At 64.6% G+C, this 24,625-nt stretch carries 30 protein-coding genes; 8 read left to right on the forward strand and 22 right to left on the reverse strand.

What is annotated here, in order from left to right; all coding sequences use genetic code 11:
• Positions 1 to 8: 8 nt before the first annotated feature.
• The 10 genes from HOY44_RS06340 to HOY44_RS06385 all read right to left on the reverse strand — a co-directional run bounded on the left by HOY44_RS06340 (position 9) and on the right by HOY44_RS06385 (position 9,507).
• Positions 9 to 791 (reverse strand): SDR family NAD(P)-dependent oxidoreductase, encoded by a 783-nt coding sequence (locus HOY44_RS06340; RefSeq protein ID WP_287433729.1) that lies wholly within the window; start codon positions 789 to 791, stop codon positions 9 to 11.
• Complete coding sequence (locus tag HOY44_RS06345; protein WP_287433732.1) at positions 784 to 1,806, reverse strand: phosphotransferase family protein; 1,023 nt, start codon at positions 1,804 to 1,806, stop codon at positions 784 to 786. Before HOY44_RS06345 ends, HOY44_RS06340 begins: the two co-directional genes overlap by 8 nt.
• Positions 1,807 to 1,813: 7 nt before the next feature.
• A complete protein-coding gene (locus HOY44_RS06350; protein ID WP_287433734.1) occupies positions 1,814 to 2,470 on the reverse strand; it encodes a histidine phosphatase family protein in 657 nt (218 codons plus the stop codon).
• Positions 2,471 to 3,706, reverse strand: coding sequence for an acyl-CoA dehydrogenase family protein (locus HOY44_RS06355; protein ID WP_287433736.1), 1,236 nt, complete (start codon positions 3,704 to 3,706; stop codon positions 2,471 to 2,473).
• 81 nt (positions 3,707 to 3,787) lie between these two features.
• Complete coding sequence (locus HOY44_RS06360; protein WP_287433737.1) at positions 3,788 to 4,990, reverse strand: acetyl-CoA C-acyltransferase; 1,203 nt, start codon at positions 4,988 to 4,990, stop codon at positions 3,788 to 3,790.
• A 14-nt stretch (positions 4,991 to 5,004) separates the two neighbouring features.
• Positions 5,005 to 5,934 carry an SDR family NAD(P)-dependent oxidoreductase gene (locus tag HOY44_RS06365; RefSeq protein WP_287433738.1) on the reverse strand — a complete coding sequence of 310 codons (930 nt, stop codon included), beginning with the start codon at positions 5,932 to 5,934 and terminating at the stop codon, positions 5,005 to 5,007.
• A complete protein-coding gene (locus HOY44_RS06370; protein WP_138421827.1) occupies positions 5,931 to 6,389 on the reverse strand; it encodes a MaoC family dehydratase in 459 nt (152 codons plus the stop codon). The genes HOY44_RS06365 and HOY44_RS06370 overlap by 4 nt, the downstream gene beginning before the upstream one ends.
• A 4-nt stretch (positions 6,390 to 6,393) precedes the next feature.
• Positions 6,394 to 7,212, reverse strand: a complete 819-nt coding sequence (locus HOY44_RS06375) for an SDR family NAD(P)-dependent oxidoreductase (protein WP_138421828.1) — start codon at positions 7,210 to 7,212, stop codon at positions 6,394 to 6,396.
• The gene (locus HOY44_RS06380; protein WP_287433741.1) at positions 7,209 to 8,315 is read right to left on the reverse strand and encodes an acyl-CoA dehydrogenase family protein; all 1,107 of its coding nucleotides are present in this window, start codon (positions 8,313 to 8,315) and stop codon (positions 7,209 to 7,211) included. Before HOY44_RS06380 ends, HOY44_RS06375 begins: the two co-directional genes overlap by 4 nt.
• Before the next feature lie 4 nt (positions 8,316 to 8,319).
• A complete protein-coding gene (locus HOY44_RS06385; RefSeq protein ID WP_287433743.1) occupies positions 8,320 to 9,507 on the reverse strand; it encodes an acyl-CoA dehydrogenase family protein in 1,188 nt (395 codons plus the stop codon).
• Between the two features lie 163 nt (positions 9,508 to 9,670).
• Here HOY44_RS06385 and HOY44_RS06390 point away from each other — a divergent pair, with 163 nt between their 5' ends.
• The 5 genes from HOY44_RS06390 (at position 9,671) to HOY44_RS06410 (ending at position 14,660) form a co-directional block, all read left to right on the forward strand.
• Complete coding sequence (locus HOY44_RS06390; protein ID WP_287433744.1) at positions 9,671 to 10,906, forward strand: branched-chain amino acid ABC transporter substrate-binding protein; 1,236 nt, start codon at positions 9,671 to 9,673, stop codon at positions 10,904 to 10,906.
• 91 nt (positions 10,907 to 10,997) lie between these two features.
• Positions 10,998 to 11,930: a branched-chain amino acid ABC transporter permease gene (locus tag HOY44_RS06395; RefSeq protein ID WP_008333979.1), complete on the forward strand. Its 933-nt coding sequence runs from the start codon at positions 10,998 to 11,000 to the stop codon at positions 11,928 to 11,930.
• On the forward strand, positions 11,927 to 13,189 hold the full coding sequence (locus HOY44_RS06400) for a branched-chain amino acid ABC transporter permease (RefSeq protein ID WP_138421831.1): 1,263 nt from the start codon (positions 11,927 to 11,929) through the stop codon (positions 13,187 to 13,189). The genes HOY44_RS06395 and HOY44_RS06400 overlap by 4 nt, the downstream gene beginning before the upstream one ends.
• The gene (locus HOY44_RS06405; RefSeq protein ID WP_287433747.1) at positions 13,186 to 13,956 is read left to right on the forward strand and encodes an ABC transporter ATP-binding protein; all 771 of its coding nucleotides are present in this window, start codon (positions 13,186 to 13,188) and stop codon (positions 13,954 to 13,956) included. The genes HOY44_RS06400 and HOY44_RS06405 overlap by 4 nt, the downstream gene beginning before the upstream one ends.
• The gene (locus HOY44_RS06410) at positions 13,953 to 14,660 is read left to right on the forward strand and encodes an ABC transporter ATP-binding protein (protein ID WP_287433749.1); all 708 of its coding nucleotides are present in this window, start codon (positions 13,953 to 13,955) and stop codon (positions 14,658 to 14,660) included. The genes HOY44_RS06405 and HOY44_RS06410 overlap by 4 nt, the downstream gene beginning before the upstream one ends.
• 15 nt (positions 14,661 to 14,675) lie before the next feature.
• On the opposite strand, the gene HOY44_RS06415 is transcribed toward HOY44_RS06410, so the two are convergent.
• From HOY44_RS06415 to HOY44_RS06470, 12 genes are all read right to left on the reverse strand, one after another.
• Complete coding sequence (locus HOY44_RS06415; RefSeq protein WP_287433751.1) at positions 14,676 to 15,128, reverse strand: DUF805 domain-containing protein; 453 nt, start codon at positions 15,126 to 15,128, stop codon at positions 14,676 to 14,678.
• On the reverse strand, positions 15,125 to 15,514 hold the full coding sequence (locus tag HOY44_RS06420) for a DUF805 domain-containing protein (protein ID WP_287433752.1): 390 nt from the start codon (positions 15,512 to 15,514) through the stop codon (positions 15,125 to 15,127). The genes HOY44_RS06415 and HOY44_RS06420 overlap by 4 nt, the downstream gene beginning before the upstream one ends.
• An 89-nt stretch (positions 15,515 to 15,603) precedes the next feature.
• The gene (locus HOY44_RS06425) at positions 15,604 to 16,056 is read right to left on the reverse strand and encodes a DUF805 domain-containing protein (protein WP_008333971.1); all 453 of its coding nucleotides are present in this window, start codon (positions 16,054 to 16,056) and stop codon (positions 15,604 to 15,606) included.
• A gap of 28 nt (positions 16,057 to 16,084) precedes the next feature.
• Positions 16,085 to 16,534 (reverse strand): DUF805 domain-containing protein, encoded by a 450-nt coding sequence (locus tag HOY44_RS06430; RefSeq protein ID WP_008333968.1) that lies wholly within the window; start codon positions 16,532 to 16,534, stop codon positions 16,085 to 16,087.
• 93 nt (positions 16,535 to 16,627) lie between these two features.
• On the reverse strand, positions 16,628 to 16,849 hold the full coding sequence (locus HOY44_RS06435; RefSeq protein ID WP_008333966.1) for a toxin-antitoxin system YwqK family antitoxin: 222 nt from the start codon (positions 16,847 to 16,849) through the stop codon (positions 16,628 to 16,630).
• A complete protein-coding gene (gene plsY / locus HOY44_RS06440; RefSeq protein WP_008333965.1) occupies positions 16,846 to 17,451 on the reverse strand; it encodes a glycerol-3-phosphate 1-O-acyltransferase PlsY in 606 nt (201 codons plus the stop codon). The genes HOY44_RS06435 and plsY overlap by 4 nt, the downstream gene beginning before the upstream one ends.
• Before the next feature lie 9 nt (positions 17,452 to 17,460).
• Positions 17,461 to 17,850, reverse strand: coding sequence for a GNAT family N-acetyltransferase (locus tag HOY44_RS06445; protein WP_287433754.1), 390 nt, complete (start codon positions 17,848 to 17,850; stop codon positions 17,461 to 17,463).
• Between the two features lie 47 nt (positions 17,851 to 17,897).
• Entirely contained in the window at positions 17,898 to 19,160 is a 1,263-nt protein-coding gene (gene pyrC / locus HOY44_RS06450) for a dihydroorotase (RefSeq protein WP_287433756.1), read from the reverse strand.
• Positions 19,157 to 19,705, reverse strand: a complete 549-nt coding sequence (locus HOY44_RS06455; RefSeq protein ID WP_287433757.1) for an aspartate carbamoyltransferase catalytic subunit — start codon at positions 19,703 to 19,705, stop codon at positions 19,157 to 19,159. The genes pyrC and HOY44_RS06455 overlap by 4 nt, the downstream gene beginning before the upstream one ends.
• A complete protein-coding gene (locus HOY44_RS06460) occupies positions 19,702 to 20,094 on the reverse strand; it encodes a hypothetical protein (protein WP_287433758.1) in 393 nt (130 codons plus the stop codon). Before HOY44_RS06460 ends, HOY44_RS06455 begins: the two co-directional genes overlap by 4 nt.
• Positions 20,091 to 20,639, reverse strand: a complete 549-nt coding sequence (locus HOY44_RS06465; protein ID WP_287433760.1) for a hypothetical protein — start codon at positions 20,637 to 20,639, stop codon at positions 20,091 to 20,093. Before HOY44_RS06465 ends, HOY44_RS06460 begins: the two co-directional genes overlap by 4 nt.
• On the reverse strand, positions 20,636 to 21,592 hold the full coding sequence (locus HOY44_RS06470; RefSeq protein WP_287433761.1) for an aspartate carbamoyltransferase catalytic subunit: 957 nt from the start codon (positions 21,590 to 21,592) through the stop codon (positions 20,636 to 20,638). The genes HOY44_RS06465 and HOY44_RS06470 overlap by 4 nt, the downstream gene beginning before the upstream one ends.
• A gap of 118 nt (positions 21,593 to 21,710) precedes the next feature.
• Between HOY44_RS06470 and HOY44_RS06475 the strand changes: the two genes are divergently transcribed.
• The 3 genes from HOY44_RS06475 to HOY44_RS06485 all read left to right on the forward strand — a co-directional run bounded on the left by HOY44_RS06475 (position 21,711) and on the right by HOY44_RS06485 (position 24,622).
• Positions 21,711 to 22,505 carry a uracil-DNA glycosylase gene (locus HOY44_RS06475; RefSeq protein WP_287433762.1) on the forward strand — a complete coding sequence of 265 codons (795 nt, stop codon included), beginning with the start codon at positions 21,711 to 21,713 and terminating at the stop codon, positions 22,503 to 22,505.
• The gene (gene moaB / locus HOY44_RS06480) at positions 22,502 to 23,044 is read left to right on the forward strand and encodes a molybdenum cofactor biosynthesis protein B (protein WP_287433763.1); all 543 of its coding nucleotides are present in this window, start codon (positions 22,502 to 22,504) and stop codon (positions 23,042 to 23,044) included. The genes HOY44_RS06475 and moaB overlap by 4 nt, the downstream gene beginning before the upstream one ends.
• 105 nt (positions 23,045 to 23,149) lie before the next feature.
• Positions 23,150 to 24,622 (forward strand): efflux RND transporter periplasmic adaptor subunit, encoded by a 1,473-nt coding sequence (locus tag HOY44_RS06485; protein ID WP_287433764.1) that lies wholly within the window; start codon positions 23,150 to 23,152, stop codon positions 24,620 to 24,622.
• The last annotated feature ends 3 nt before the right edge of the window (positions 24,623 to 24,625 follow it).

The following is a 24,625-nucleotide window of genomic DNA, read 5'->3' on the forward strand; positions in this document are numbered from 1 at the left end:
AGTCCCCTTTATACAGCGGTCAGGCCCCCATCAATCGAAATGGATTGGCCTGTCATGAACGTGTTCGCGTCCGAGACGATCCAGAGCATCGCCTGAACCACCTCCATCGGGTCCGCGACCCGGCGCATCGGCACACGGCTGGCGATCATGCCGTAGGCATCGTCCCGGCTGACGCCGTGGCGTTCGCCCATCGCATCGCCCATCGCCTCGACCATCGGGGTGGACGCGAAGCTGGGGCAGATCGCGTTCACGCGAATGCCCTTGCGCGCGACCTCGTCGGCAGCGGCCTTGGTCATGCCGATGACCGCGTGCTTCGACGCGGCATAGGCCGAGAGCTGCCCCGATCCGACCAGCCCCGCAGCCGAAGCGGTATTCAGGATCGACCCCGCCCCCTGCTTCAGCATCACCGGCAACTGGTGGCGCATCCCGATAAAGACGCCCTTTGCATTGATCTCCATGATCTGATCGTAGGTGTCGAGCGGTATGTCCGGCAGCCGCGCCAGCCCGCCCCCGATCCCGGCATTGTTCAGCGCGATGTCGAGCCGTCCGAAACGGTCCACGCCCTTTTCGATATGTGCCTGCATCGCAGCGTCGTCGGACACCGACAGCGCGTCGGTAACCACCTCGGCCCCGAGGCTTTCGAGATTGCGCGCGACCTCGTCCAGCCCGTCGCCATTGATGTCGGACAGCATCAGCTTCGCGCCCGCCCGCGCAAACTCCGTCGCCGCCATCGCGCCAAAGCCCGAAGCCGCGCCAGTGATCTGCACCACTTTCCCGTCGAAATCAGCCATGCGCCGCCTTCAGCCCCCCTGCCGCGAATTGTGGAACCGCCTTGCCCAGACGCATCGCCCGCTCCGGGTTCGACGCATTGCCGTCGAGCGCACGTTTATAGACGCCCTGAATGATCGCCCCCATGCGGAAGAACGCGAAGGCGATGTAGAAATTCATGCCGGGAATGCCCGTGAGCCCCCGCGCCTTGCAATACATCGCCACGAACTCCTCGTCGGTCGGGATGCCAAGGCTCGCCCGGTCCACGCCAGCCAGACCCCGCCCCTCGGCCCCCGGCGGCATCTGCCACTGCATGAGGAGCGAGGCGAGATCGGCATAAGGATGCCCGATGGTCGATAGCTCCCAGTCCAGCACGGCGGCGCAGCGCGGCCCGTCCGTCTCGAACAGCATGTTGTCGATGCGGTAGTCGCCATGCACCAGCCGCCGCTGATCGTCGTCGGGTATGTTCGTCGGAAGCCAGTCGATCAGCGCATCCATGTCCGCGATGCTTTCGGTCTCGGACGCGCGGTACTGCTTGGTCCAGCGCCCGATCTGACGCTCGAAGTAATTCCCCGGCGGGCCATAGTCCGACAGGCCCACCGCCTCGATATCGACCTCGTGGATCGCGGCGAGCACGCGGCACATTTCGGCATAGATCGCCGCGCGTTCCTCGTTCGACACGTCCGGGATACGCGGGTCGTCGATGTTACGGCCCGCGACCGCCTCCATCACGTAGAAATCCGATCCGATCACGTCGGGGTCTTCACAAAGCACATGCATACGGGCGACCGGCACGTCCGTCTCTGCCAGCGCCGATTGCACCCGAAACTCCCGATCTACCGCATGGGCCGATTTCAGAAGCTGCCCGGGCGGCTTTCGCCGCAGAACATACGGACCCGTGGGAGTGTCGAGCCGGAAGGTCGGGTTCGACTGGCCGACGTTGAACTTCTCTGCCGTGATCGGCCCCTGAAAGCCGTCCATATTGGCTTCCAGCCACTTGGCGACGGCGTCGGTGTCGAGCTGCTGGGTGTCGGTCATGGCTCCCTCAGCTATAGGTCAGCATCTCGTCCGCATTGGCGGCGTCGATATGCGGAGTTTCGTTGAAGCCGTGCAGATAGGTGCCGTTGCGGCCCTGCACGATCTTGTTCACGGCGCAGTTCTTCATCTGAAGCTGAAGCAGGATCTGCTGCTCGGCAGGCGCATCCATCACCAGCCGCACCATCTGGCTGATCGCGCCACCGGACGAGACCATGAGCGTGTCGCCCTCGGCCGCCGCCATCGCATCCTGCACCCGGCCGACGAAGGCGCCGAAAGTCTCCGGCGGGTTTTCGATTTCATCCGCCTGCCACGCCAGCACGGTCGCCTTGAGCTGCCGGAAATGCGCGGCACGGTCACCTTTGGTGTGCTCGGGCAGCGCATCGGTCTGCTTGTGCGCCGCCAGCAGCGCCGAGAAATCGAACTCGTTCAGGCCCGGATGCACGACCGGATGGGCCGCGACGCCAAAGCCTTTCGCGATCCCCTCCAGCGTCTCGCGATGCCTGACTTGCGAGCCGACCATCACCTTGTCCGGCCACGCCCAGCCCTGCCGTTTGAGCGCCACGCCCAGCGCCTCGGACTGGCGATGACCAAGCTGGGAGAGCTTGTCGTAATTCGCCGCGCCGAACGACGCCTGAGCATGACGTATGACGGTGAGAAGACCCATTCAGATCTTCTCGTTGGTGTACTTGCGCAGCTCGGCGCGTGCGACCTGACGCCGGTGCACCGCATCGGGTCCGTCGGCGAAGCGCAAGGTGCGCAGGTTGGTGTACATCCGCGCCAGCGGCTGATCCTGACTGATGCCCTCGCCGCCATGCATCTGCATGGCCTCGTCCACCACCTTGGTCGCCATGAGCGGTGCCACCACCTTGATCTGCGAAATCCACGGCTGCGCTTCCTTCACGCCGACCGTATCCATCATGTAGGCGGCCTTGAGGCACAGAAGCCGGGCCATTTCGATCTCCATCCGCGCGTTCGCGATGATGTCGAAGTTGGCACCGAGCGAGGCGATCTTCTTGCCGAACGCCTCGCGCGACAGGCCGCGTTTGCACATGAGCTCCAGCGCGCGTTCGGCCTGACCGATGGCACGCATGCAGTGGTGTATGCGCCCCGGTCCAAGCCGCCCCTGCGCCACTTCGAACCCCCGGCCTTCGCCAAGGATCACGGCGTCGGCGGGCAGGCGCACGTCGGTGAACTTCATGTGCATGTGGCCGTGCGGCGCGTCGTCGTTGCCGAAGACCTGCATCGGGCGCAGGATCTCGACGCCGGGCGTGTCGGCGTCCATCACGAACATCGTATGACGCCCGTGCTTGGCCGCCTCCGGGTCGGTCTGGGCGAGAACGATGTAGACTTGGCAGCGCGGATCGCCCGCGCCCGAGATCCACCATTTCTCACCGTTCAGCACCCATTCGTCCCCGTCCTTCTTCGCCTCGAAAGACAGTTGAACGGCATCGGAGGAGGCGACGCCCGGCTCGGTCATCACATAGGCCGAGCGGATTTCGCCATCGAGAAGTGGTTTCAGCCAGCGGTCCTTATGTGCCTGCGTGCCATAGCGCTCCAGCACTTCCATGTTGCCGGTGTCCGGGGCCGAGCAGTTGAAGGTTTCGGCCCCCAGCGGCGCCTTGCCCATCTCTTCGGCGAGGTAGGCGTATTCGACCGTGGTCAGGCCATAGCCCGCCTCGCTGTCGGTCAGCCAGAAGTTCCACAGGCCGCGTTTCTTGGCCTCGGACTTCAGCTCGTCGAGGATTTCCTTCTGACGGTCGTTCAGCACGAAACGGTTGTTCTGAGGGTTGTTCCCGATCTCGCCTTCGTATTCCTCGCTGAGATGCACGATCTTTTCCGCCATCAGCTTTCGCACGGCTTCGATCAGTGGCTTGACCTTTTCGGTGACGCCCAGATCCATATTCTGTCCTCCTTGTCCGGCCGGATGCCGGCTCGCTTATTTGAACACTAGTGTTCAATTATTGGCAATAGTGTTTGGCGCCTAGAGCACCTCGAACAACCCTGCCGCGCCCATGCCGCCGCCGACGCACATGGTGCAGACCACGTATTTCGCGCCGCGGCGTTTTCCTTCGATCAGCGCGTGCCCGACCATGCGCGCCCCGGACATGCCGTAGGGGTGGCCGATCGAAATGGCGCCGCCGTTCACGTTCAGAATTTCATTCGGAATGCCAAGGACGCGGGCGGAATGGAGCACCTGACAGGCGAAAGCCTCGTTCAACTCCCACAGCCCGATGTCGTCCATCTTGAGCCCATGCGCCTCAAGCAGTTTCGGCACCGCGTGAATCGGACCGATCCCCATTTCGTCGGGGTCGAGACCGGCGGCCATCACGCCGACATAGCGGCCCAAAGGCTGAAGCCCGCGCTTCTCGGCCTCTTTCGCCTCCATGATGACGCTCGCGCTCGCCCCGTCGGACAGTTGCGAGGCATTGCCCGCCGTGATGAACTTGCCCTCCTGCACGACCTGCCCGTCACGGAACACCGGCGACAGGCCCGAGAGGTTTTCGATGGTCGTCGATGGGCGGTTGCCCTCGTCCTTCTCCAGCGTCACCTCGGCGAAGGACACTTCCTTGGTGTCCCGGTCGATGATCGCCTGCGTCGAGGTCAGCGGCACGATCTCGTCGTCGAACTTGCCCGCCGCCTGCGCCGCCGCCGTGCGCTGCTGGCTTTGAAGCGCGTATTCGTCCTGATCCTCGCGGCTGACGTTGTAGCGGTCCGCGACGATCTCGGCCGTCTCCAACATGCTCATGTAGAGCGATGGCACATGTTCCATCACCCAAGGGTCGCGCAGGTGATCGGTGCGCATGTCCTGGTTCTGGACGAGGCTGATCGACTCGACCCCGCCCCCGATGGCCACCTGCATCCCGTCATGCACGACCTGCTTTGCCGCCGTCGCAATCGCCATCATGCCCGACGCGCACTGCCGATCCATCGACATACCCGCCACGCTGGTCGGCAGCCCCGCGCGGATGACCGCCTGACGCCCGATGTTGCCACCCGTGGAGCCCTGCTGGATCGCCGTGCCGATCACGCAATCCTGCACCTCGCCACCCTCGAGCCCGGCGCGGTCGACGGCATGGCGAACGGCATGACCGATCAGCTCCTGCGCATGGGTGTTGTTGAACGCCCCGCGATAGGCCTTGCCGATCGGGGTGCGGGCGGTTGAGACGATGACGGCCTCGCGCATGGTTCTGTCCTCTCCTATTCGTCCCAGGGGAGCGGGAGGCCACGGGCCGCCGCGCCCATCCGGGCGTATTTGCGTGTCTGGGAAAATGCGTTGTCCATGACGGCAGCGCCCTCGGGGTCACGAATGCGGTCCATCGCGGCGACCACGCCGTCGACGTTCAGGTCGTCCCCGACCAGCGCGACGCCCTGCGTTTCGGTGATGCGGATCTCTGCGAAACAGCCGCCGCCTGCGCCCAGCACCATCTTGGTCGGCGCATCCTCGGCCACGAGCGCCAGAAGGCCCGGCGTGATCGTCTCGGGCTGGAGCAATTCCAGCGTCTCGGGCGTGAGTAGCGCCTCGGTCATCCGCGTGGCCGCCGTGGGGGCCAGCGTGTTGACCTTGATGTTCTTCTTCGCGCCCTCGATGGCGAGCGTGTTCATCAGCCCCACGACCCCGGCCTTGGCGGCACCGTAGTTCGACTGTCCGAAGTTGCCGTACATGCCCGAGCAGGAAGTCGTGACCACGATCCGCCCGTATTCGCGCGCGGCCATGTGGGTCCAGACCGCCTTGCAGCAATTCACGGTCCCCATGAGATGCACGTCGAGCACCTTGGCGAAGTCGGACAGGTCCATCTTGGCGAAACTCTTGTCGCGCAGGATGCCCGCGTTGTTGACGAGAATGTCGACATGGCCGAATTCGGCAATCGCCTCGTCCACCATCTTGCGGGTGTCGTCGGCGCTGGTCACATCGGCCCCGTTGGCGATGGCGTGACCGCCCGCAGCCCGGATCTCCTCGACCACCGCGCGCGCGGCGTCCGAGCCCGACCCGCTGCCGTCGGTCGCGACGCCCAGATCGTTGACCACGACCTTGGCGCCACGCTCGGCCAGACCCAAGGCGTGACACCGGCCCAGCCCGGCCCCGGCGCCCGTGACGATGGCCACGCGGCCCTCGAAAGAAACACTCATTCGTTCGTCTCCAGATATCTGCGACCGATCCACTCGGCGATGAGGGCCGGTTTCTCGGCCCCGTCGATTTCGACCGTCACTTTGGTCACGGTGGTGATTTCACCGGGCCGGGACGTGTCGCAGGATTTCAATTCAAAGCGTGCGCGAATGCGGCTCCCCACCTTCACCGGCGACAGAAAGCGCAGCTTGTTGAAGCCGTAGTTGACGGACATCTTCGTGCCGTCGATTGCCGGAACCCCGTCGTATGTCATGGCCGACAAAAGCGACACGGTCAGGAACCCGTGGGCAATCGTCCCGCCGAAGGGCGAGCGTGCGGCGGCCACCGGGTCGGTATGGATATACTGGTGATCCTCGGTCACCTCGGCGAAGGCGTCGATCCGCTCCTGCGTGATGTCGAACCAGCGCGAAACGCCGAGTTCGTGACCCTGAAGCGAAAGGTATTCATCGAGCGTCATCGCGTCACTCCGCAAACAGCGAGCCGGGAGAGTGGACGTTGATGCCACCGGACAAGGGCAGGATCGCCCCGGTGACATAGGCGCCACCCGGTCCGCACAGGTATTGCAGCGCAGCGGCGATGTCGGAGGGCTGCCCTAGACGCCCAAGCGGCACACGGTCGGCGGTGCGCCCGGCTTGATCCTGATCGGTCAGCGCGAAGGCGGTCATCTTCGACGGAAACGGGCCCGGCGCGATGGCGTTCACGGTGATCCCGCGCTCGGCCAGTTCGTTGGCGAGGATCGCGGTCATGTGGTGCACAGCCCCTTTGGACACGGCATAGGAATAGGCCCCGCCCCCTTTGGGCACGGTGCCCATCACCGACCCCGTGTTGACCACACGGGCCGGATCGGCATCCCGCGCCCCGGCTTCGAGCAGGGGAAGAAGCGCCTGGGTGAGCTGGAACATACCCGTGACGTTGAGCGCGTTGATCTTGTCCCAGCCGTCCCAGGGAAACTCGCCCAGCGGCGCGCCCCAGGTGCGGCCTGCGTTGTTCATCAGGATGTTCAGATGATCGGTGCGGGTCTTGACCTCGGCGACGAGCGCATCGACGCCCTCTTGCGTCGACACGTCGCCTGCGAACCCCTCGACGGTTCCCGGCAGGCCCAGCGCGTTCAGTTCCTCTGCGACCGCCACGCAGGCATCGCCCTTGCGGCTGGCGATCAGCACCTTGGCACCCGCGGCCATCAGCCCTTCGGTCGCCATACGCCCGATACCCGATGAACCGCCGGTGACGAGCGCCACCTTCCCGGTGAGATCGAAAAGACGTGCAGGGGTCATGTTCATGCCGCCATCCCCCGCGCCCGTGCGACCACCGCCGCGTGATAGCCGTAGTCGCCCAGCCATTCGGCCGCGACCCGAGCGCGTTTCATGTAAAAGCCCATGTCGTATTCGTCGGTCATGCCGATCCCCCCATGCATCTGAACCCCCTCGCGCACGGCGAGGTTCGCGGTTTCCGTGGCCCGCGCCTTGGCGAGCGAGACCGCAAGGTCGGCCTCATCGGGGGTGGCGTCAAGCACACGACCCGCGTTCAGGATCGTCGAGGCGGTGACCTCGATTTCGCACCACAGATGCGCGGCCCGATGCTGGAGCGCCTGAAAGCTGCCGATGCGCCGCCCGAACTGCCTGCGCTCCTTGAGGTAGGCGGCGGTCATGCCGAAGGCACCCGCCGACAGGCCCGTCAACTCGGCGGCCAATGCCGCATGTCCGGCCCTCAGCGCCGGAGCCAGCGCGGCCAGACCCTGCCCGACTTCGCCCACGACATCCTCGCCCGTGGCCTGCACGTTGTCGAAAGTCATCGCGGCGTGGTCACGGCTGTCGACGAGATCGAGCTTGTCACGGGTCAGGCCCGCGCGGTCGGCTTCGAGATCGAAGAGCGTCAGTCCGGCTTCGGCCTTGGCGAGCACGAGGACGCGGGTCGCGCTGGTGCCTTCGCCCACGAATGTCTTGGTGCCCGACAGCCGGAACCCGTTTCCATCGGCGCTGGCCTGCATCGCGGTCGCGGCGGGCGCGAACTTCGGCCCCTCGTCCACCGCCAGCGCATAGGTCACGTCGCCCGACGCGATTGCTCCGGCCGGCCGCCCTGCCGCGCGCAGCGCGCTGGCCGCGATGACGGCGGAGGACAGGAACGGCGACGCGACAAGCGTGCGCCCCATCTCTTCGGCCAGAATGTTCGCGGCGGCGAACCCCATGTCGGAACCGCCCTCGTCCTCTCCCACGAGCACACCGGCCCAGCCCATCTTGACCATCTCGGCCCAGAGGTCCGGGTCGAAGGCACGGCCCTGATCGCGGTTCGCCCGCAGGTTCGCGACCGGGGCCGCGTCGTCCAGAAAACCGCGCGCGGCATCGCGCAGCATGGTTTCATCTTCGGTCGGTATCAGCATCGCCATCCCGTCAGTCCCCCGGCAATTCGAGGACGCGCTTGGCGAGGATGTCGAGCATCACCTCGGACGTGCCGCCCTCGATCGAATTCGCTTTGGTGCGCAGCCATTCCGGCGCGAGCGTGCCATAAGGCCCCTCCCACGCCAGCGCATCGGACCCGCCAGCGGACATGAGCAGCTCGAACCGCGCCTTGTTCAACTCGGTCCCGTAGTATTTCAGCATGGCCGAGGCATTGCCGACGCCACCCTGTTTCGCCATGTCCTTGTAGCGATCCAGCGTCAGGTTCATCGCAAGCTCATCGACGCCCAGTTTCATCGCGCGGCCCATGATGACGGGATCGTCCTGCCCCTCGTCCGCCAGCACACTCGCCACGCTGCGCCCGCCGGTCAGACCCGAGCCGCCGCCACCGATCATCTCGCGCTCATGGGTCAGCAGGTGTTTGGCCACGTCCCAGCCCCGGTTCTGTTCTCCGACGATCGCCGACAGACCCTCGCCATAGCTCTTGGGCACGCGCACATTGTCGAAGAACGTCTCGCAGAACGGCGATTTGCCCGAGATCAGCCGGATCGGCTTGGTCGTGACGCCCTCGCTTTCCATGTCGATCAGCATGAAGCTGATACCGCGATGCTTGGGCGCGTCCCGGTCGGTGCGCACGAGCGCAAAAATCCAGTCGGCCTTGTCGGCGTAGGACGTCCAGATTTTCGAGCCGTTCACGAGCCAATGGTCGCCCATGTCTTCGGCACGGGTCTGAACGCTGGCAAGGTCCGACCCGGCGCCCGGTTCCGAATAGCCCTGACACCAACGCACCTCGCCGCGCGTGATCTGCGGCAGGAAATGGCGTTTCTGTTCTTCGGTGCCGAAAGCCAGCAGCGCCGGGCCGAGCATCCAGAGGCCGAAGCTGTCCAACGGCTTCTTGACCCGAAGCCTGTCCATCTCTTCCTTGAAGATCTTGTCCTGCGCCCGGCTGAACCCTGCGCCACCGTATGCTTCCGGCCAGGTCGGGGCGGTCAACCCGCGCTCGGCGCAGGCCTTCAGCCAAGCCTTCTGGTCGTCCGAGGTGAAAACCCAACGCTTGCCACCCCAGCAAATGTCGTCTTCACTAAAGGCGCGGTCCCGCAGCGAGGCGGGCGCGGTGCGGTCGATCCAGTCAGCGATCTCTGCCCGAAAGTCGGCAAGACTTTCCTGACCCATATCAGGCATGGGTGATTCTCCTCCCGTTTTCTTCATATCGGCACAAAGCCTCGCAGTTCTGCAAGGCGAAAATGAGTTTCACAAATTTCTTGACTCGGATGAAACATCGTTTTTCACTGCGGAACATAGAAGGCACCCGCAGACGGGCGTTTTCGAAAAAAGGGAGGATTCAATGAACTTTCGCAAAACCGCCATTCTGGCGGCTGCAACATCCGTGATCGCGATCGGTGCGGCCAGCGCCGACACCATCAAGATGGCCTTCATCGACCCGCTTTCGGGTCCGTTCGGCCCGTCGGGCGAAGCGGCTTACACCAGCTTCCAGCTCGCCGCCGAGCACATCAACGCCAATGGCGGCGTGAACGGCGACATGATCGAAGTCACCGGCTACGACAACAAGGTGAACCCGAAAGAGTCTCTGGTGCAGCTTCAGAAAGCCATCGACGACGGCGCACGCTACATCCTTCAGGGCAACGGCTCCTCCGTCGCCGCCGCGCTGATCGAAGCGGTGAACAAGCACAATGCGCGCAACCCCGGCGAAGAGATCCTGTTCTTCAACTACGCCGCCGTGACGCCCGCCTTCACCAACGAGCTGTGCAGCTTCTGGCACTTCCGCTTCGATGCCCACGCCGACATGAAGATGGCCGGTATCACCGACTGGATCGCCGAGCGTGACGACATCAAGTCGGTCTATCTGATCGGTCAGGACTATGTCTTCGGTCAGGCCGTCGCGGCCGCCGCCGAAAGCCAGCTGTCCGAAAAGCGCCCGGACATCGAGATCGTCGGGAACGAGCTTCACCCGCTGGGCAAGGTCAAGGACTTCACCCCCTACATCCAGAAGATCATCTCGTCGGGTGCCGATGCGGTCATCACCGGCAACTGGGGCGCGGACATGCAGCTTCTGATGAAGGCTGCCGCCGAAAGCGGATCGGACGTTCCCTACCTGACCTTCTACGGCGGGTCCAAGGGTGCCGTGTCGTCGCTGGGCGAAGCGGGCATCGGCCTTCTGTATCAGGTGTCCGAAGTCACCACGAACCTCGAAGCCTCGGATGAGCAATACGCGCTGATCGAGGAATATAAAGAGCGGTTCCCGGACTACGACTACTACTATCACCGCGCCTGGAACGCGATGGACATGTTCGTGGCCGCCGCCGAAGCCGCCGGCTCGGCCGATCCGATCCCGGTCGCCAAGGCGCTGGAAGGGCTGACCATCGAGCACGCCTACGGTTCGGCCACGATGCGCGCCGAGGATCACCAGATCCAGCAGCCGCTTTACATCTCGGTGGTGTCGGACGACGTGAAATACGGCGTCGACAACATCGACCTCGGATGGAAGCTCGTGGATGCGGGCACGATTTCGATGGAAAGCGCAGAACAGCCGACCACCTGTGAAATGGAGCGCCCGGAGTAACTCCGCGCGCCCGTATCCGGGCTTGTCACTGGCTTGATATGGGGCGCCGTGCGGCAGCGTACGGCGCCCTTCGTTCCCCCACGAGGTCCCAATGGAAACGATTGTCTTCGGGCTATTGAACGGTGTGAGCTATGGCCTGCTCCTGTTCATGCTGTCCTCCGGCCTGACGCTCATCTTCTCGATGATGGGCGTTCTGAACTTCGCGCACGCGAGCTTTTACATGCTCGGCGCCTATTTCGCCTTCACCATAACCGGCAGCACGAGCTTCTGGATCGCGCTGTTCATCGCGCCGGTCCTCGTGGGCCTCGTCGGCGCGCTCGTCGAACGCTACGGGCTGCGCAAGGTCCATGCGAACGGCCATGTCGCGGAACTGCTGTTCACCTTCGGTCTCGCCTACCTGATCGAAGAGGTCGTCAAGATCGTCTATGGCAAGACCGCCGTGGACTACCGCGTGCCGGACCTTCTGAATTTCGCGGCGTTCGAGATCTACGGCGCCACCTTTCCGGCCTACCGGATTTTCGTGATCTTCATCGCCATCGCGATGCTCGTGGGCCTTTGGTTCCTGCTCAAACGCACCCGCGCGGGCCTTATCATTCAGGCCGCCCTGACGCACCCGCACATGGTCGGTCATCTGGGCCATAACGTGCCATTCATCTTCATGACCGTCTTCGGCATCGGCTGCGCGCTCGCGGGTCTGGCGGGCCTCATGGCAGGCAACATCTTCGTCACCGACCCGGCTATGGCGGTCCAGATGGGCCCCATCGTCTTCGTGGTGGTCGTCGTGGGTGGCATCGGATCGCTCGAGGGGGCGTTCCTCGCCTCGCTGCTGATCGGACTGCTCCAGAACTTCGCGGTCGGCATCAACGCGAGCTTCGCCGAGATTTTCGCCTTCACGGGCCTGTCGCCCACGTCGGAGGTCGGTGACATCACCATCTCGTCGCTCGCGCCGGTCCTGCCCTTCCTGCTGCTGGTCCTCATGCTGATCTTCCGTCCGCAGGGCCTGATGGGGGAGCAGGAGCTATGAGCGACACGACACAAACCTTCCAGAACCTCGCGCCCAGCGCGGGGGCCAAGTTCCGCCAGCGCACCCTGCCCATCCTGATCTTCGCCGCCTGTCTGGCCGCGATCCCGATGGTCGGACCAAGCCGGACGTTCTACACCATCGCGCACCAGATGGGCATTAACATCGTCTTCGCGCTGTCCTACAACATGATCCTCGGCAAGGGGGGCCTTCTGTCCTTCGGTCATGCCGTCTACTTCGGCTTCGGCGGGTACGTCGCCATGCACGCGATGAACTGGATCGAGGACGGGTCGGGCCTGTGGGCCGGGTTCCCGGTGTTCTTCCTCCCCCTCGTCGGTTTCGCCGGTGGGGCGCTCGCCGGTGCGATCATCGGCTGGCCGTCCTGCCGCAAAGCGGGCACGACCTTCGCCATGATCTCGCTCGGCGTGGCGGAACTCGTCTTCGCCGCCGCCTTCATGTTCGACAGCTTCTTCGGCGGCGAACAGGGCATCTCGGGCGACCGGATGAACGGGGTCGAATTGTTCGGCCTGTCGATGGGTCCGATCAGCGAGGTTTACTGGTTCATCGCCTTCTGGACCGTCGTCGGCCTCGTCGGCATGTGGGCCTTCACCCGCACGCCGCTGGGCAAGCTGTCCGAGGCGACACGCGACAATGCCCAGCGGGTGCAGTTCATCGGCTACAACCCGCAGCGCGTGCGTTACCTCGTGTTCATCTTCGCGGGCGGCTTCGCGGGCCTTGCGGGCGGCATGGCGGCCGTGAATTACGAGATCTTCACGCCGGACGCGATGTCGCTGGTGCCCTCGGGCTTCGTGCTCATCATGGCCTACGTGGGTGGCATCACCTATTTCGTCGGGCCGATCTTCGGGGCGATCCTGCTGACCTACATGCAGTCGATGCTGTCGGACTTCACCGAGGCGTGGCTGCTGTATCTTGGCGTGCTGTTCATCGCCATCGTGATGTTCGCCCCGCGCGGCATCGCAGGCATCGTGTTCGGCATCTGGGACGGGCTGCGCGGCAGCAATCCGGGCCAGTATATCGCGGGGCTCTTGATGAAGCTCGCGGGCATCCTGCTCATGCTCATCGGTCTGATCGTGCTGGTCGAAGTCTCGGTCCGCTGGTCCAACGGCTACGGCGAAGTCTATGAGCCGTTCGGAATGCACCTTGGCCACCAGAACGTCCTGAGCTGGCTTATCATCGTGGTCACCGCCGTCGCCGGGGTCGCCCTGACCCGCTATGCATCCAAAGACAAGGAGGCCGCATGACGACCCCTGCGCTTTCGCTCGACAAGCTGAACAAAAGCTTCGGTCCGGCCAAGATCATCAACGACGTTTCGCTCGACATTGTGCCGGGCGAGCGTCACGCGATCATCGGGCCGAACGGGGCGGGCAAGTCGACGCTCTTCAACCTGATCTCGGGGCTTTACACGCCCACCGCCGGCACGGTCTCGCTCCATGGACAGGACATTTCGGACATGCCGCCGCACGAGATCAACAAGCTCGGCCTCAGCCGGTCCTTTCAAGTGTCCAACATCTTCACCAACATGACCGTCCGCGAAAACGTGCGCTGCGGCGTGCTTCATTCGATGGGTCAGGGCTATGCCTGGTGGCGCAACATCGGCTCGAACAAGGCCGTGCAGCAAAAGACGTGGGAAGTGCTGGAACATTGTTCGCTGGCCGACAAGGCCAACGTGCCGGCGGCGCTTCTGCCTTACGCCGACCAACGCGCGCTGGAGATTGCGATCACCATCGCGGGTGGGGCCGATGTGATCCTGCTCGATGAGCCCACGGCGGGGATGAGCCATTCGGAAACCGCCCGCGCCGTGGACCTGATCCGGCGGGCGAGCGAGGGCAAGACGCTGGTGATCGTCGAGCACGACATGGGCGTGATCTTCGACCTTGCCGACCGGATCAGCGTGCTCGTCTATGGCGAGATCATCGCGACCGACAAACCCGAGGGCATCCGCGGCAACGCCGCCGTGCGCGAGGCTTATCTGGGCGATGAAGCCCTTCCCGAAGAGGTGACGGCATGACCCAAGCGATGCTTCAGGTGAAAGACCTTCACGCCTATTACGGAAAGTCCCACGTCCTGCGGGGCGTGAATATGGAGATCATGCCGGGCGAGGTGATCGCGCTTCTGGGTCGCAACGGCGTGGGGCGTTCGACCACCGCCAAGGCGATCATGGGCGAGGTGACGCCGCGCGGCGAGGTTCTGTTCAAGGGCGAACCCATCGCGGGGCTGGAAAGCCACAAGATCGCGCGGATGGGGCTGGGCTACGTGCCCGAAAGCCGTGACATCTTCCCCTCGATGACCGTGCGCCAGAACCTTGTCCTCGGCGTCAAGGACATGCGCAATCCGGGCAAATACACCATCGACGAGATGCTGGACATGTTCCCGAACTTGCGGGCGCGGGCCGACAATCCCGCAGGCGTGCTGTCGGGCGGCGAGAAGCAGATGCTGACCATGTGCCGCACGCTCATGGGCGACCCGGAGCTTATCATCATCGATGAGCCGACCGAGGGGCTGGCCCCCAAGATCGTGCAACAGATCGGTGACATGATCGCGGAAATCGCCAAGACGGGTGTCGCGATCCTGCTGGTCGAACAGAAGCTGTCGATTGCCCTGCGCATCGCCCACCGGGTCTATGTGATGGGTCATGGCGAGATCGTCTATTCCGGCACCCCCGCCGAGTTCGCCGAGCGCGACGATGTGCGGGCGGAGTGGCTCGAAGTGTGACCTATCGCCGGGCGTTCAGGCGCCCGGCGGCGGCCCATATGCGTTGTCGCCCGGATCACCGGGCCGCGCGAGCCAGTAGAAGAACCAGACGAAAATCGGCGTCGCCACGATGAACACGGGGATCAGCGCCTCATAGCCTTGCGTGATGAGCCGCCGTTCGTTCACGCTGACCAGCATGACGGCGGCGGTCGGCAGGATCGTCAGCGCGCCGGGTTTCCCGATGTCCTGCAAACGCCGCGCGGTCAGCGCGGACATGGGCAGGATCATTGACCAGAAAAAGAACCACGACACGAGCGAAGCCCACTTGGCCAGCCCGTAGATCTCGCCCAGAAGCGCGAATTTCGTCAGGTTCACCAAAAGGAAATTCCCGACGATGAAAAAGGCGAGGAACCACCATGCCTCGCGCCGCCCGGTGCGGCCCCGGAAGGTCGCGTAATTGCGGAGCGCCTGCGCGATGGCGCGGATCATGCGGCGGGGGCTGTGCCGCCCAGCGGGTCGCGGCCGTATTCGTTCGGCCCGTCGGTGCCCTTCTGGACCGCCCAGAACAGGATCACCAGGAACCCGATGACGGGGAGCAGGAACAGAAGCTGCCACCAGCCCGAGCGTCCGACGTCATGCAGGCGTCGCGCGGTCACGGCGATGGCGGGGATCAGCGTGATGAGCGTGAAGATCGCCGAGAGCGGCCCGATGTCCTGCAACACGCCCTCGAACAGCGCCATGTCGATGAGCGACAGGATCGTGGAGACGACGAAAACGAACAGGATGAACCACCAGAACTCGGCGCGCCGCGCACGTCCGTTGAATTCCACGTACTTGTCGCGCAACACCGTCTCGACGGCGATCTTCATGTCCATCTGCCTGTCTCCCTTCGGTTCCCTGCCCCGGTCCCCGTGTAAAAAGAGGCGGCGCTATGGCCGCCCCCTTCGATGTTCTAACCCACGTCTCAGACCTTGGGAATGGAGGTCTCGCTGTAGGAGGGTTCTGCCGGCCCCTCGCCTTCGCCACTGATCGGATCGCCGCCATACTGGTTCGGCCCCTTGTCCCCGGCTTTCGCCAGCCAGACGATCAGGATGATGATTCCGACGAGCGGGATGAGCGCGATCAGCAGCCACCAGCCTCGACGGTTGATGTCGTGCAGACGCCGCACCCCGACCGCGAGGTTCGGGATGAGCGAGCCGAGCGCGAAGATGCCCGACAGGATCGGCGTATCGGTCGAGGCCGAGAAACTCCCGTCACCGGTCGTCGTCGTGCCGAAGAGGAGCGAGTCCACCACGCCCAGCACCAGATAGACGATCAGGTAGAACAGGTAGAACCACCAGTATTCCGCCCGCCGGGCACGCCCGGAAAACTTCGCGTAGTTGGAATAGACGGATTTCACCGCCTCCATCATGTTCATGGTGCCATCTCCCCTTCAGATGCCAGTGTCACACACGCGGAACCGAGGTGTCCGAATACGTCTCGCCCCCGTCGCCGTCGCTGCCGTCGATCGGATCGGGACCGAAACGGTTCGCCCCTTTGTCGCCGCCGGTGGCGAACCAGACGATCAGCACGATGAAGCCGACCAGCGGAATAAGACCGATGAACAGCCACCAGCCGACGCGGTTGATGTCATGCAGCCGCCGCACGCTGACGGCGAGGTAGGGGATGATCGTCGCAAGCCACCAGACCATCGACAGATACGGCGTGTCGGTCGAGGCCGAGAAGCCGTTCTCGGTCGTCGTCGTGGTGCCGAACAGGAACGAGTCCACGATACTCAGCACAAGGTTCACGATCATGTAGAACAGCACGAACCACCAGAATTCGGCCCTGCGCGCACGTCCCGAGAAGGTCGCGTATTTCGAAAAGACGGTCTGCACCGCCTGCATCATGTTCATTGTCCCAACTCCCTGATCTCGAAAATGTTATTGAGTTCAGTTTGCCTGAAAGCCGCCGAAAATCAACTTTTTGGACCGTGCGGCTTCACATATTCACGGTTTCGGTTTCATGCGCGTGACCTTGTAGGGCGCGCCGTCCTTGTCATAGGTCGTCCATTCTCCGACCTGCACGCCGCGTTCGAAATGGCCCGAACGCAGCCGCGTGCCGTCCTTTCGGAAGAACTCCCAATACCCGTGTTGTTCGCCATCGCGCAGCGTCCCCTTCGCCCAGAGCGACCCGTCCTTGTGAAAGTGCTCGAACGCCTCGTCCGTCATTTCTTGCCGATCCGGCTTTCGGTTCCGGCGAGGATGCGTGCGATGTTCTGGTGGTGGCGGATATAGATCAGAACCGCCAGTGCGACGAGCAGCGCGATGGTGGTCGGAAAGCCCAGCACCCAGGCCCAGAGCGGGGTGAGAGCCGCGGCCACGAGCGCGGCGAGCGACGAGATGCGGAAAAGCCCCGCCGTCGCCAGCCATGTGAGCGCGGCGGCGATCCCCACCGGCCAGGCCAGCGCGAACAGGGTGCCGAGCCATGTGGCCACCCCCTTGCCGCCCCGAAACCCGAGGTAGACGGGGAAGCAATGGCCCAAGAAGGCGGCGAAGCCTGCGATCTGGCCCGCATCCTCGGCAAAGAACGCCCGCGCGATCAGCACCGCGAACCCCCCTTTCCCGGCATCGAGGATCAGGGTCAAGGCCGCCGCCAGCTTATTGCCGGTGCGAAGGACGTTCGTCGCACCGATGTTGCCGGACCCGATCTTGCGCAGATCGCCCAGCCCGAAAAGCCGCGCCATGACGATCCCGAACGGAATGGACCCGACGAGATAGGCGACCAGCGCCGTGACGATCAGGAGCGGTAGAAGTGTGACAGCTTCGGGCATTCTTGGCCTCTACAGTTGGTATTCCATTCGCGGCAGCATCCGGTCTGGCCACGTGGCCGAGGGCACTTCGCCGACCTGAACACAACCCATCTTCTCATAGAACGGCGTGGCATAGGGGTCGGCGTCAAGCCCCAGCCGTTCGGCCCCCTCGCCGCGGGCATAGTCGCACGCCCAGCCGAAAAGGTCGCGCCCGATCCCCTGCCCCATCGCCTCGGGCGCGACGAACAAAAGGTAAAGCTCGGCCACGTCGCCCGCCATGACCACATGGGCCACGGCCCTTGGCGCCTCGTCCTCCCACGTCATAAGACCGGGGCCGAGGTCGACGGCGGTGGGTGATAGCTCCTCGCGGCAGGCCTCGAGGAAATCGGCGTCATAGCCCCAATGCGCCTTTGACCGCATCGCGACATCCCCGAGAGTCGCAAGGTCGTCTGGCCGAGCTGGCCGGATCACCCGAACACCCGCTGCCCGCCGACCCATGTGCCCAGAACCTTGCCCTGCATCCGCGCCTCGTCGAAGGGCGTGTTCTTGGATTTGCTCTCCAACGTGAAACGGTTGAGCACGAAAGGCGCGTCGGGGTCGAACAGAACGAGGTCGGCACGCCGCCCCTCGGCCAGCGTGCCGCCAGGCAGGCCGAAACGCTTGGCCGGATTGGTGGACAGCGCGCGCCACAGCGTCGGCAGGTCCATCGATCCGTCATGGATCAGGCGCAGCGCGGCGGGCAGGATGGTTTGCAATCCGACCGCGCCGCTGGCGGCTTCCTCGAACGGCAGGCGTTTCGATTCCTCGTCCTGCGGCGTGTGCATCGAACAGACGATGTCGATCAGGCCCGAGGCCACGGCCTCGACCATCGCCTTGCGGTCATCCTCGGACCTCAGCGGCGGCTTCAGCTTGAAGAAGGTGCGGTAATCGCCCACATCCAGTTCGTTCAGCGTCAGGTGATGAATGTTCACCCCGGCGGTGACGTCCAGACCCGCCGCCTTGGCCCGCTCCAGCGCGGGCAGCGCGGCGGCGGTCGACAGGTTGTCGGCGTGGTAGCGCACTCCGGTCATTTCGACGAGCGCCATGTCGCGCTCCAACCCTAGCCGCTCGGCCATCGGAGACACCGCCGGCAGACCGCGCAGCGACGCGAACTTTCCCGAAGTCACGGCGGACCCCGCCGTCAGCGACGGGTCTTGCGGATGCGCCATGATGAGCGCACCGACCGAGCGGGCATAGGTCATGGCGCGGGAAAACACCTTGTTGTCCCCGATCACATGGTCGCAGTCGGTAAACGCCACCGCGCCCGCGTCCATCAGGAACCCCATCTCGACCATCTCGCGCCCTTCGCGCCCCTTGGTCAGCGCGGCCATCGGATGCACCCGCACCGGAGCCCGCTCCCGCGCCCGGCGCTTGACGAAATCCAGCGTTTCGGGCGTGTCGATGGCGGGCGTCGTATCGGGCCGCGTGACCATCGTGGTCACCCCGCCCGCCGCCGCCGCGCGGCCCGCCGTGCGGAACCCCTCCTTGTGCCGCTCCCCCGGTTCACCGATCTTCACGCCGATGTCGATGATCCCCGGCGCGAGGCACTTGCCGCCGCAGTCGATCACCTCGCCCGCAGGCCGCCCGTCCCGCGCGATGATCGCGCCATCCTCGATGGTCAGCGACCCCATCGCATCGGTCCCCGCCTCGGGGTCGATCAGCCGGGCGTTGAAGAAGGTGCGGATGGTCATGTGTGCTCCCGGATCATCGTCTCGTCCACTTCCTGTGCCTTACGGACCTGACGCATCACCTCGTCCCCGTTCTCGAGCCGCTCGAACCCGATCTTGACCTTGTAGCTGCCGCCCTTGCTGCCCTTCTTCCATTCCTCCGCGAAATGGATCGTGGCCGGGTTGCCCTGCTTGTAGTCGATCACGGTGTTCGGCCCGATGGGATAGCTTTTCAGGTTGCGGCCCTTGAACGGCATGTCGGTGGCGATGAAGGCGCGGCGGTCGGTCAGGGTGTACCAGCTATGCCGCCGTTTCCACGTCGGCCCGACGACGGAACCGATGGACAGGGCGAGGCCGACGCTGAAGTGGATCAGCCCGAACATCCAGAAATTTCCCGGCGCGTTCGACGCCATGACCATCCAGAACACCGCGAAACCCGCGAAGAACAGGCCGAAGACGCCGCCGATCAGGCTGCCCGCCCCGACGTGAAACCCCTGTCCGGGGCGGCCTTGCCACAAGATTACCTCGCCCTCGTCGAGGATGCCTTCCCAGCCGGTCGGTGTGCTCATGCGCGCGCCCCTTCGATGGTGGCCGCGGTCGCCGCAGGGTCGGACTGATACTTTATCATGTACTTGTCGCCGGTGCGGGTGATGACCTGCGCGGCGGAAAAGATCGTGCGCACCTTTGCGATCTCGGTCCGTGGGATACGAACCCCGGCGGGCGAGATCAGCGTCGTGGGCGTCAGCACCCAGTCCTGCCCGATCTGTTCCGAGGCGACATAGACGCCGCGCACCGCAATCGCCGCGACCGCGCCGACCACGCCGGTCCACGCATGTTCGTTGCCCATCGCCATCAACACGCCGACCGCCGCGACCGAGCCGATTGCGGCGAGCATGACGTGCTCCTTGATGTAGGTCGTGCGGTTGCCGGTAAAGGTCGCGATGGTCTCTTCGGTCATGCCAGCCCCACGAGGATTGCGGCGATGAGGATGATCGCCGCAGCGGAAATCACCAGAATACCCCACGGCATCCGTCCGCCCGATTTGCCCGGTGTCGTCCCGCCCGACAGGGTGCCGCGCGTCGCCTCATAGCTCGTGGTCGGGGTCGAGACCGACAGGCTCTGCGCCTCGGTGTAGCGCCCCACGAACTCCGCCTCGTTGCGCGGCTTGAATTCGCCCTCGCCCGAGACCGCCTTGTTGTGGACGAGCACGATGACACCGCGCAGGGCCGACAGTTTCTTGGCATCCGCCGCCACGCTTTCGACGCTCATGCCGCTGGCGTCGGTCAGATACCGTGTCAGCCCGAATTCCGTGATCTGGCTTACGGGAAAGACCTCGACATGCGCCGGGTCAAGCTTCTTCACGCCCAGCGCATATTCCAGATGCATGTCCCCCGCCTCGTCCGGCTTCGACCACGCCTCGACCTCGTTCGGGTCGATGTCGAGCTTGAAGACGAAGATGGTGCGCGGCGCGTTCGGGCCGGGAAAACTCAGATCGGCGGTCATACCATGACTCCCTCGTCTTCGGTCTCGGCCCGTAGGTTTCGGGCGAGAAGATCCATCGCCGCCATGCGCACGGCCACGCCCATTTCGACCTGTTCCTGAATGACCGAGCGATTGATGTCGTCGGCGATGGTCCCGTCGATCTCGACCCCCCGGTTCATCGGGCCGGGATGCATGACGATAGCGTCGTCCTTGGCCAGCCGAAGCTTGTCGGCGTCCAGCCCGTAACGGTGGTAATACTCGCGCTCGGACGGGATGAAGCCGCCGTCCATCCGTTCGCGCTGAAGCCGGAGCATCATGACGACGTCGGCGTCTTCCAGCCCGGCCTTCATGTCGTCATAGACCTCGACCCCGAATTCTTCGATCTTGGACGGCATGAGGGTCGGCGGGCCGACGAGCCGCACCCGGTTCTCCATCTTGCCCAGAAGGATCAGGTTCGAACGCGCCACGCGGCTATGCGCGATGTCACCGCAGATCGCGATGGTCAGGCGGTGCAGCCGCCCCTTCGCCCGCCGGATCGTCAGCGCATCCAAAAGCGCCTGCGTCGGATGTTCGTGCTTGCCGTCGCCTGCGTTCAGGACCGCGCAGTTCACCTTTTCGGCCAGCAGGTTCACCGCCCCCGAATGCGGATGGCGCACGACCAGCAGATCGGGGTGCATCGCGTTCAGCGTCAGCGCCGTGTCGATCAGGGTCTCGCCCTTTTTGATCGAGGACGCTTGCATCGCCATGTTCATCACGTCCGCACCCAGACGCTTGCCCGCAAGCTCGAAACTCGCCTGCGTGCGGGTCGAGTTCTCGAAGAACATGTTGATCTGAGTGAGCCCCGACAGAACCTCGCGGCGCTTGTGGGGCGATTTGTTCAGATCGACATATGTATCGGCCAGATCGAGGAGCGTCGTGATTTCCGTGGGATGAAGCGGTTCGATCCCCAGAAGGTGACGGTGGCGGAATGTCATCGGCGGCCCCTTTCGTCCCCGCTTATAGGAAGCGGGCCGGAGACGGGCAATCCCCGGAGACGGGGGTGCGGCGCGAGCGCCATGGACGGCCCTCGCGCCGGGGCTTAGGTTCACCGGCATGGAATCGGCTCTGGACTGGCATCAGGCGAAAGCACTGCTCGAATGGTATGTCGAGCTTGGGGTGACCGATGCGGTCGCCGAGGCGCCGATCGACCGCTACGAGCTGAAGCCGGAGCCACCAAAAACACCCGCAGCGCCTGCCCCCGCGCCCGAAGGCCCGACCCCGCTGCGCGAGGTGCCCCGCACAGATTGGGTGGCGGTCGCCAAGGAACACGCCGCTGGCGCCGGCAGTCTCGAGGCGCTGGCCGAAGCGATGCAGGCCTACGATGGTTCGCCGCTCAAGAAAGGTGCGCGGTCCTTCGTGTTTTCCGACGGCAACCCGGACGCCCGCGTGATGATCGTGGGCGAAGGACCGGGGGCGGAGGAGGACCGTGAAGGCAAGCCCTTTGTCGGCCCCGCAGGGCGGCTCCTCGATCAGATGTTCGCGGCCATCGGTCTGAACCGCACGACGCCCGACGCGCAAAACGCGCTCTACATCACCAATGTCGTGCCCTACCGCCCACCGGGCAACCGCAACCCGACGCCGGAAGAGATCGCGATGTTCACGCCGTTCCTTCTGCGTCACATCGAACTGGCCGACCCCGACATCATCATCCCGATGGGCAACATCGCCCTGACCGCGCTTCTGGACCGTCAGGGGATCACCAAGCTGCGCGGCACGTGGACCGAGGTGCTGGGCAAACCGGCGCTTCCGATGTTCCACCCGTCCTATTTGCTCAGAAACCCGATCTCCAAACGCGAGGCCTGGGCGGACCTTCTCGACATCCAAGCCAAGCTGAGGGCCAAGACATGAGCCGCATCGACACGTCGAAAGAGTTCATTCCGGTCCGCATCGCGGTCATGACCGTCTCCGACACCCGCACAGTCGAAGATGACCGCTCCGGCGACACTCTGGTGGGTCGGATCGAAGCGGCGGGCCATGTGCTTGCCGATCGCATCATCGTGAAGGACGAGCGCGAAGTCATCGCGACCAAGCTCCGCGACTGGTGCGCCAACCCCGAGATCGACGTGATCCTCTCGACCGGCGGCACGGGGCTTACGGGTCGCGACGTGACGGTCGAGGCGCATCGCGACGTCTACGAGAAAGAGATCGAAGCCTTCGCGACCGTGTTCACGATGGTCTCGATGCAGAAGATCGGCACATCTGCGGTGCAAAGCCGTGCCACGGGTGGCGTGGCGAACGGCACCTACCTGTTCGCGCTGCCCGGCTCGACCGGGGCCTGCAAGGACGCTTGGGACGATATCCTCGCCTATCAGCTCGACTATCGCCACGCGCCCTGCAACTTCGTCGAGATTTTTCCGCGTCTCGACGAACACAAGCGACGGAAATGAAGCCGACGGCCGTTTGAAATCGTAACGGCCTTGTCAGCCGTGCCCGATTGCCAGCGGCATTGGGTGCGGGCAAGGTGAATTGTCTGATTTGAAACGGGACGCCACATGCGCTTTCTCCGCCGTTCCCTGACAGGGTTGTTTCTTGCCGCGTTGACCGTCGCCGGATTGGGGCTGGCCGCCTATATCGTGCGCGATGCCGTTGAAACGCGCATGGCGCGCACGTCCGGCTCGATGCCAGCGCGCGAGCGGGTCTATTCCGTGGCGCTCGTGCCGGTTCAAAGCCAGACCGTTTCACCCGTTCTCGAAGCCTTCGGCGAGGTCGTTTCGCGCCGCACGTTGGAAATCCGTGCGCGCACCGCGGGCACCGTTGTGGAACTGGGCGAGAATTTCGTCGAAGGCGGGCGGGTCCAGAGCGGACAGATGCTCGTGCGGATCGACCCGTCGGACCTCGAAGACGCCGTGGCGCTGGCCCGCGCCGACATGGCGGATGCCGAGGCGGAAGTGTCGGATGCCGAGGCCGCGCTGATCCTCGAACAGGACGACCTTGCCAGCGCCCAGCGCCAGTACGAACTGCGGCAGACCGCCGCTACCCGCCAGCAGGACCTGCTCGACCGCGGCGTGGGTCTCGCGGCCGATCTCGAAACCGCGCGACTGGCCGAAAGCTCGGCGGAACAGGCGGTGCTCTCGGCCCGCTCGAACATCAACGCTGCCCGCGCCCGCGTTTCGTCGGCCAAGATCGCGCTCGACCGATCCACCATCGCTTTGAAGGAGGCCGAGCGGCGGCTGAACGAGGCGACCATCCGCGCCGACTTCTCGGGCGCCTTGGCCGATGTGGCGGCGCTCGAAGGTCGGCTCGTCACCGCGAACGAACAGATCGCGACGCTGGTCGACCCGGACGCGCTGGAGGTCAGTTTCCGCCTGTCGACCGCGCAATACACCCGCCTCATCGACAGCGAGGGCAACCTCGTCCCGGCGGAAGTCGTCGTAAGTCTCGACCTGAACGACCTCGACCTCGTCACCACCGGCACGATCGCCCGCGAAAGCGCGGCTGTCGGCGACGGCCAGACCGGCCGCCTGATCTTCGCGACGCTTGCCCGCGCGACCGGGTTTCGGCCCGGCGATTTCGTGACCGTCACAATTCGGGAGCCGGAACTGGAAGGGGTGGCCGAAATTCCCGCGACCGCTCTGTCATCGTCCGGCACGGTTCTGGTGCTGGGCGAAGAGGACAGGCTTCAGGAGGTGTCGGTCACCGTCGCCCGCCGTCAGGGCGACACGGTGCTGATCGATATCGGCGATCTGGAAGGCCGGGAAGTGGTCGAGGAACGCACCCCGACCCTTGGCGCCGGCATCCGCGTGAATCCGCAACGGGTGGACGAAAACGCGGAAGGCGCCGAAGGGGTGCCGGCCGCGCCGGCGATGGTCACGCTCGACGAAGAACGCCGGTCGCGTCTGATCTCGTTCGTCGAAGGCAACCAGATGATGCCGCCCGAGATCAAGGATCGCATCCTCGCCCAGCTGCGCCAGCCCGAAGTGCCCGCGAACATGATCGAGCGCATCGAAAGCCGGATGGGGGGCTGATCC

The sequence above is a fragment of the Maritimibacter sp. genome, assembly GCF_016774595.1.
Taxonomy (GTDB): domain Bacteria; phylum Pseudomonadota; class Alphaproteobacteria; order Rhodobacterales; family Rhodobacteraceae; genus Maritimibacter; species Maritimibacter alkaliphilus.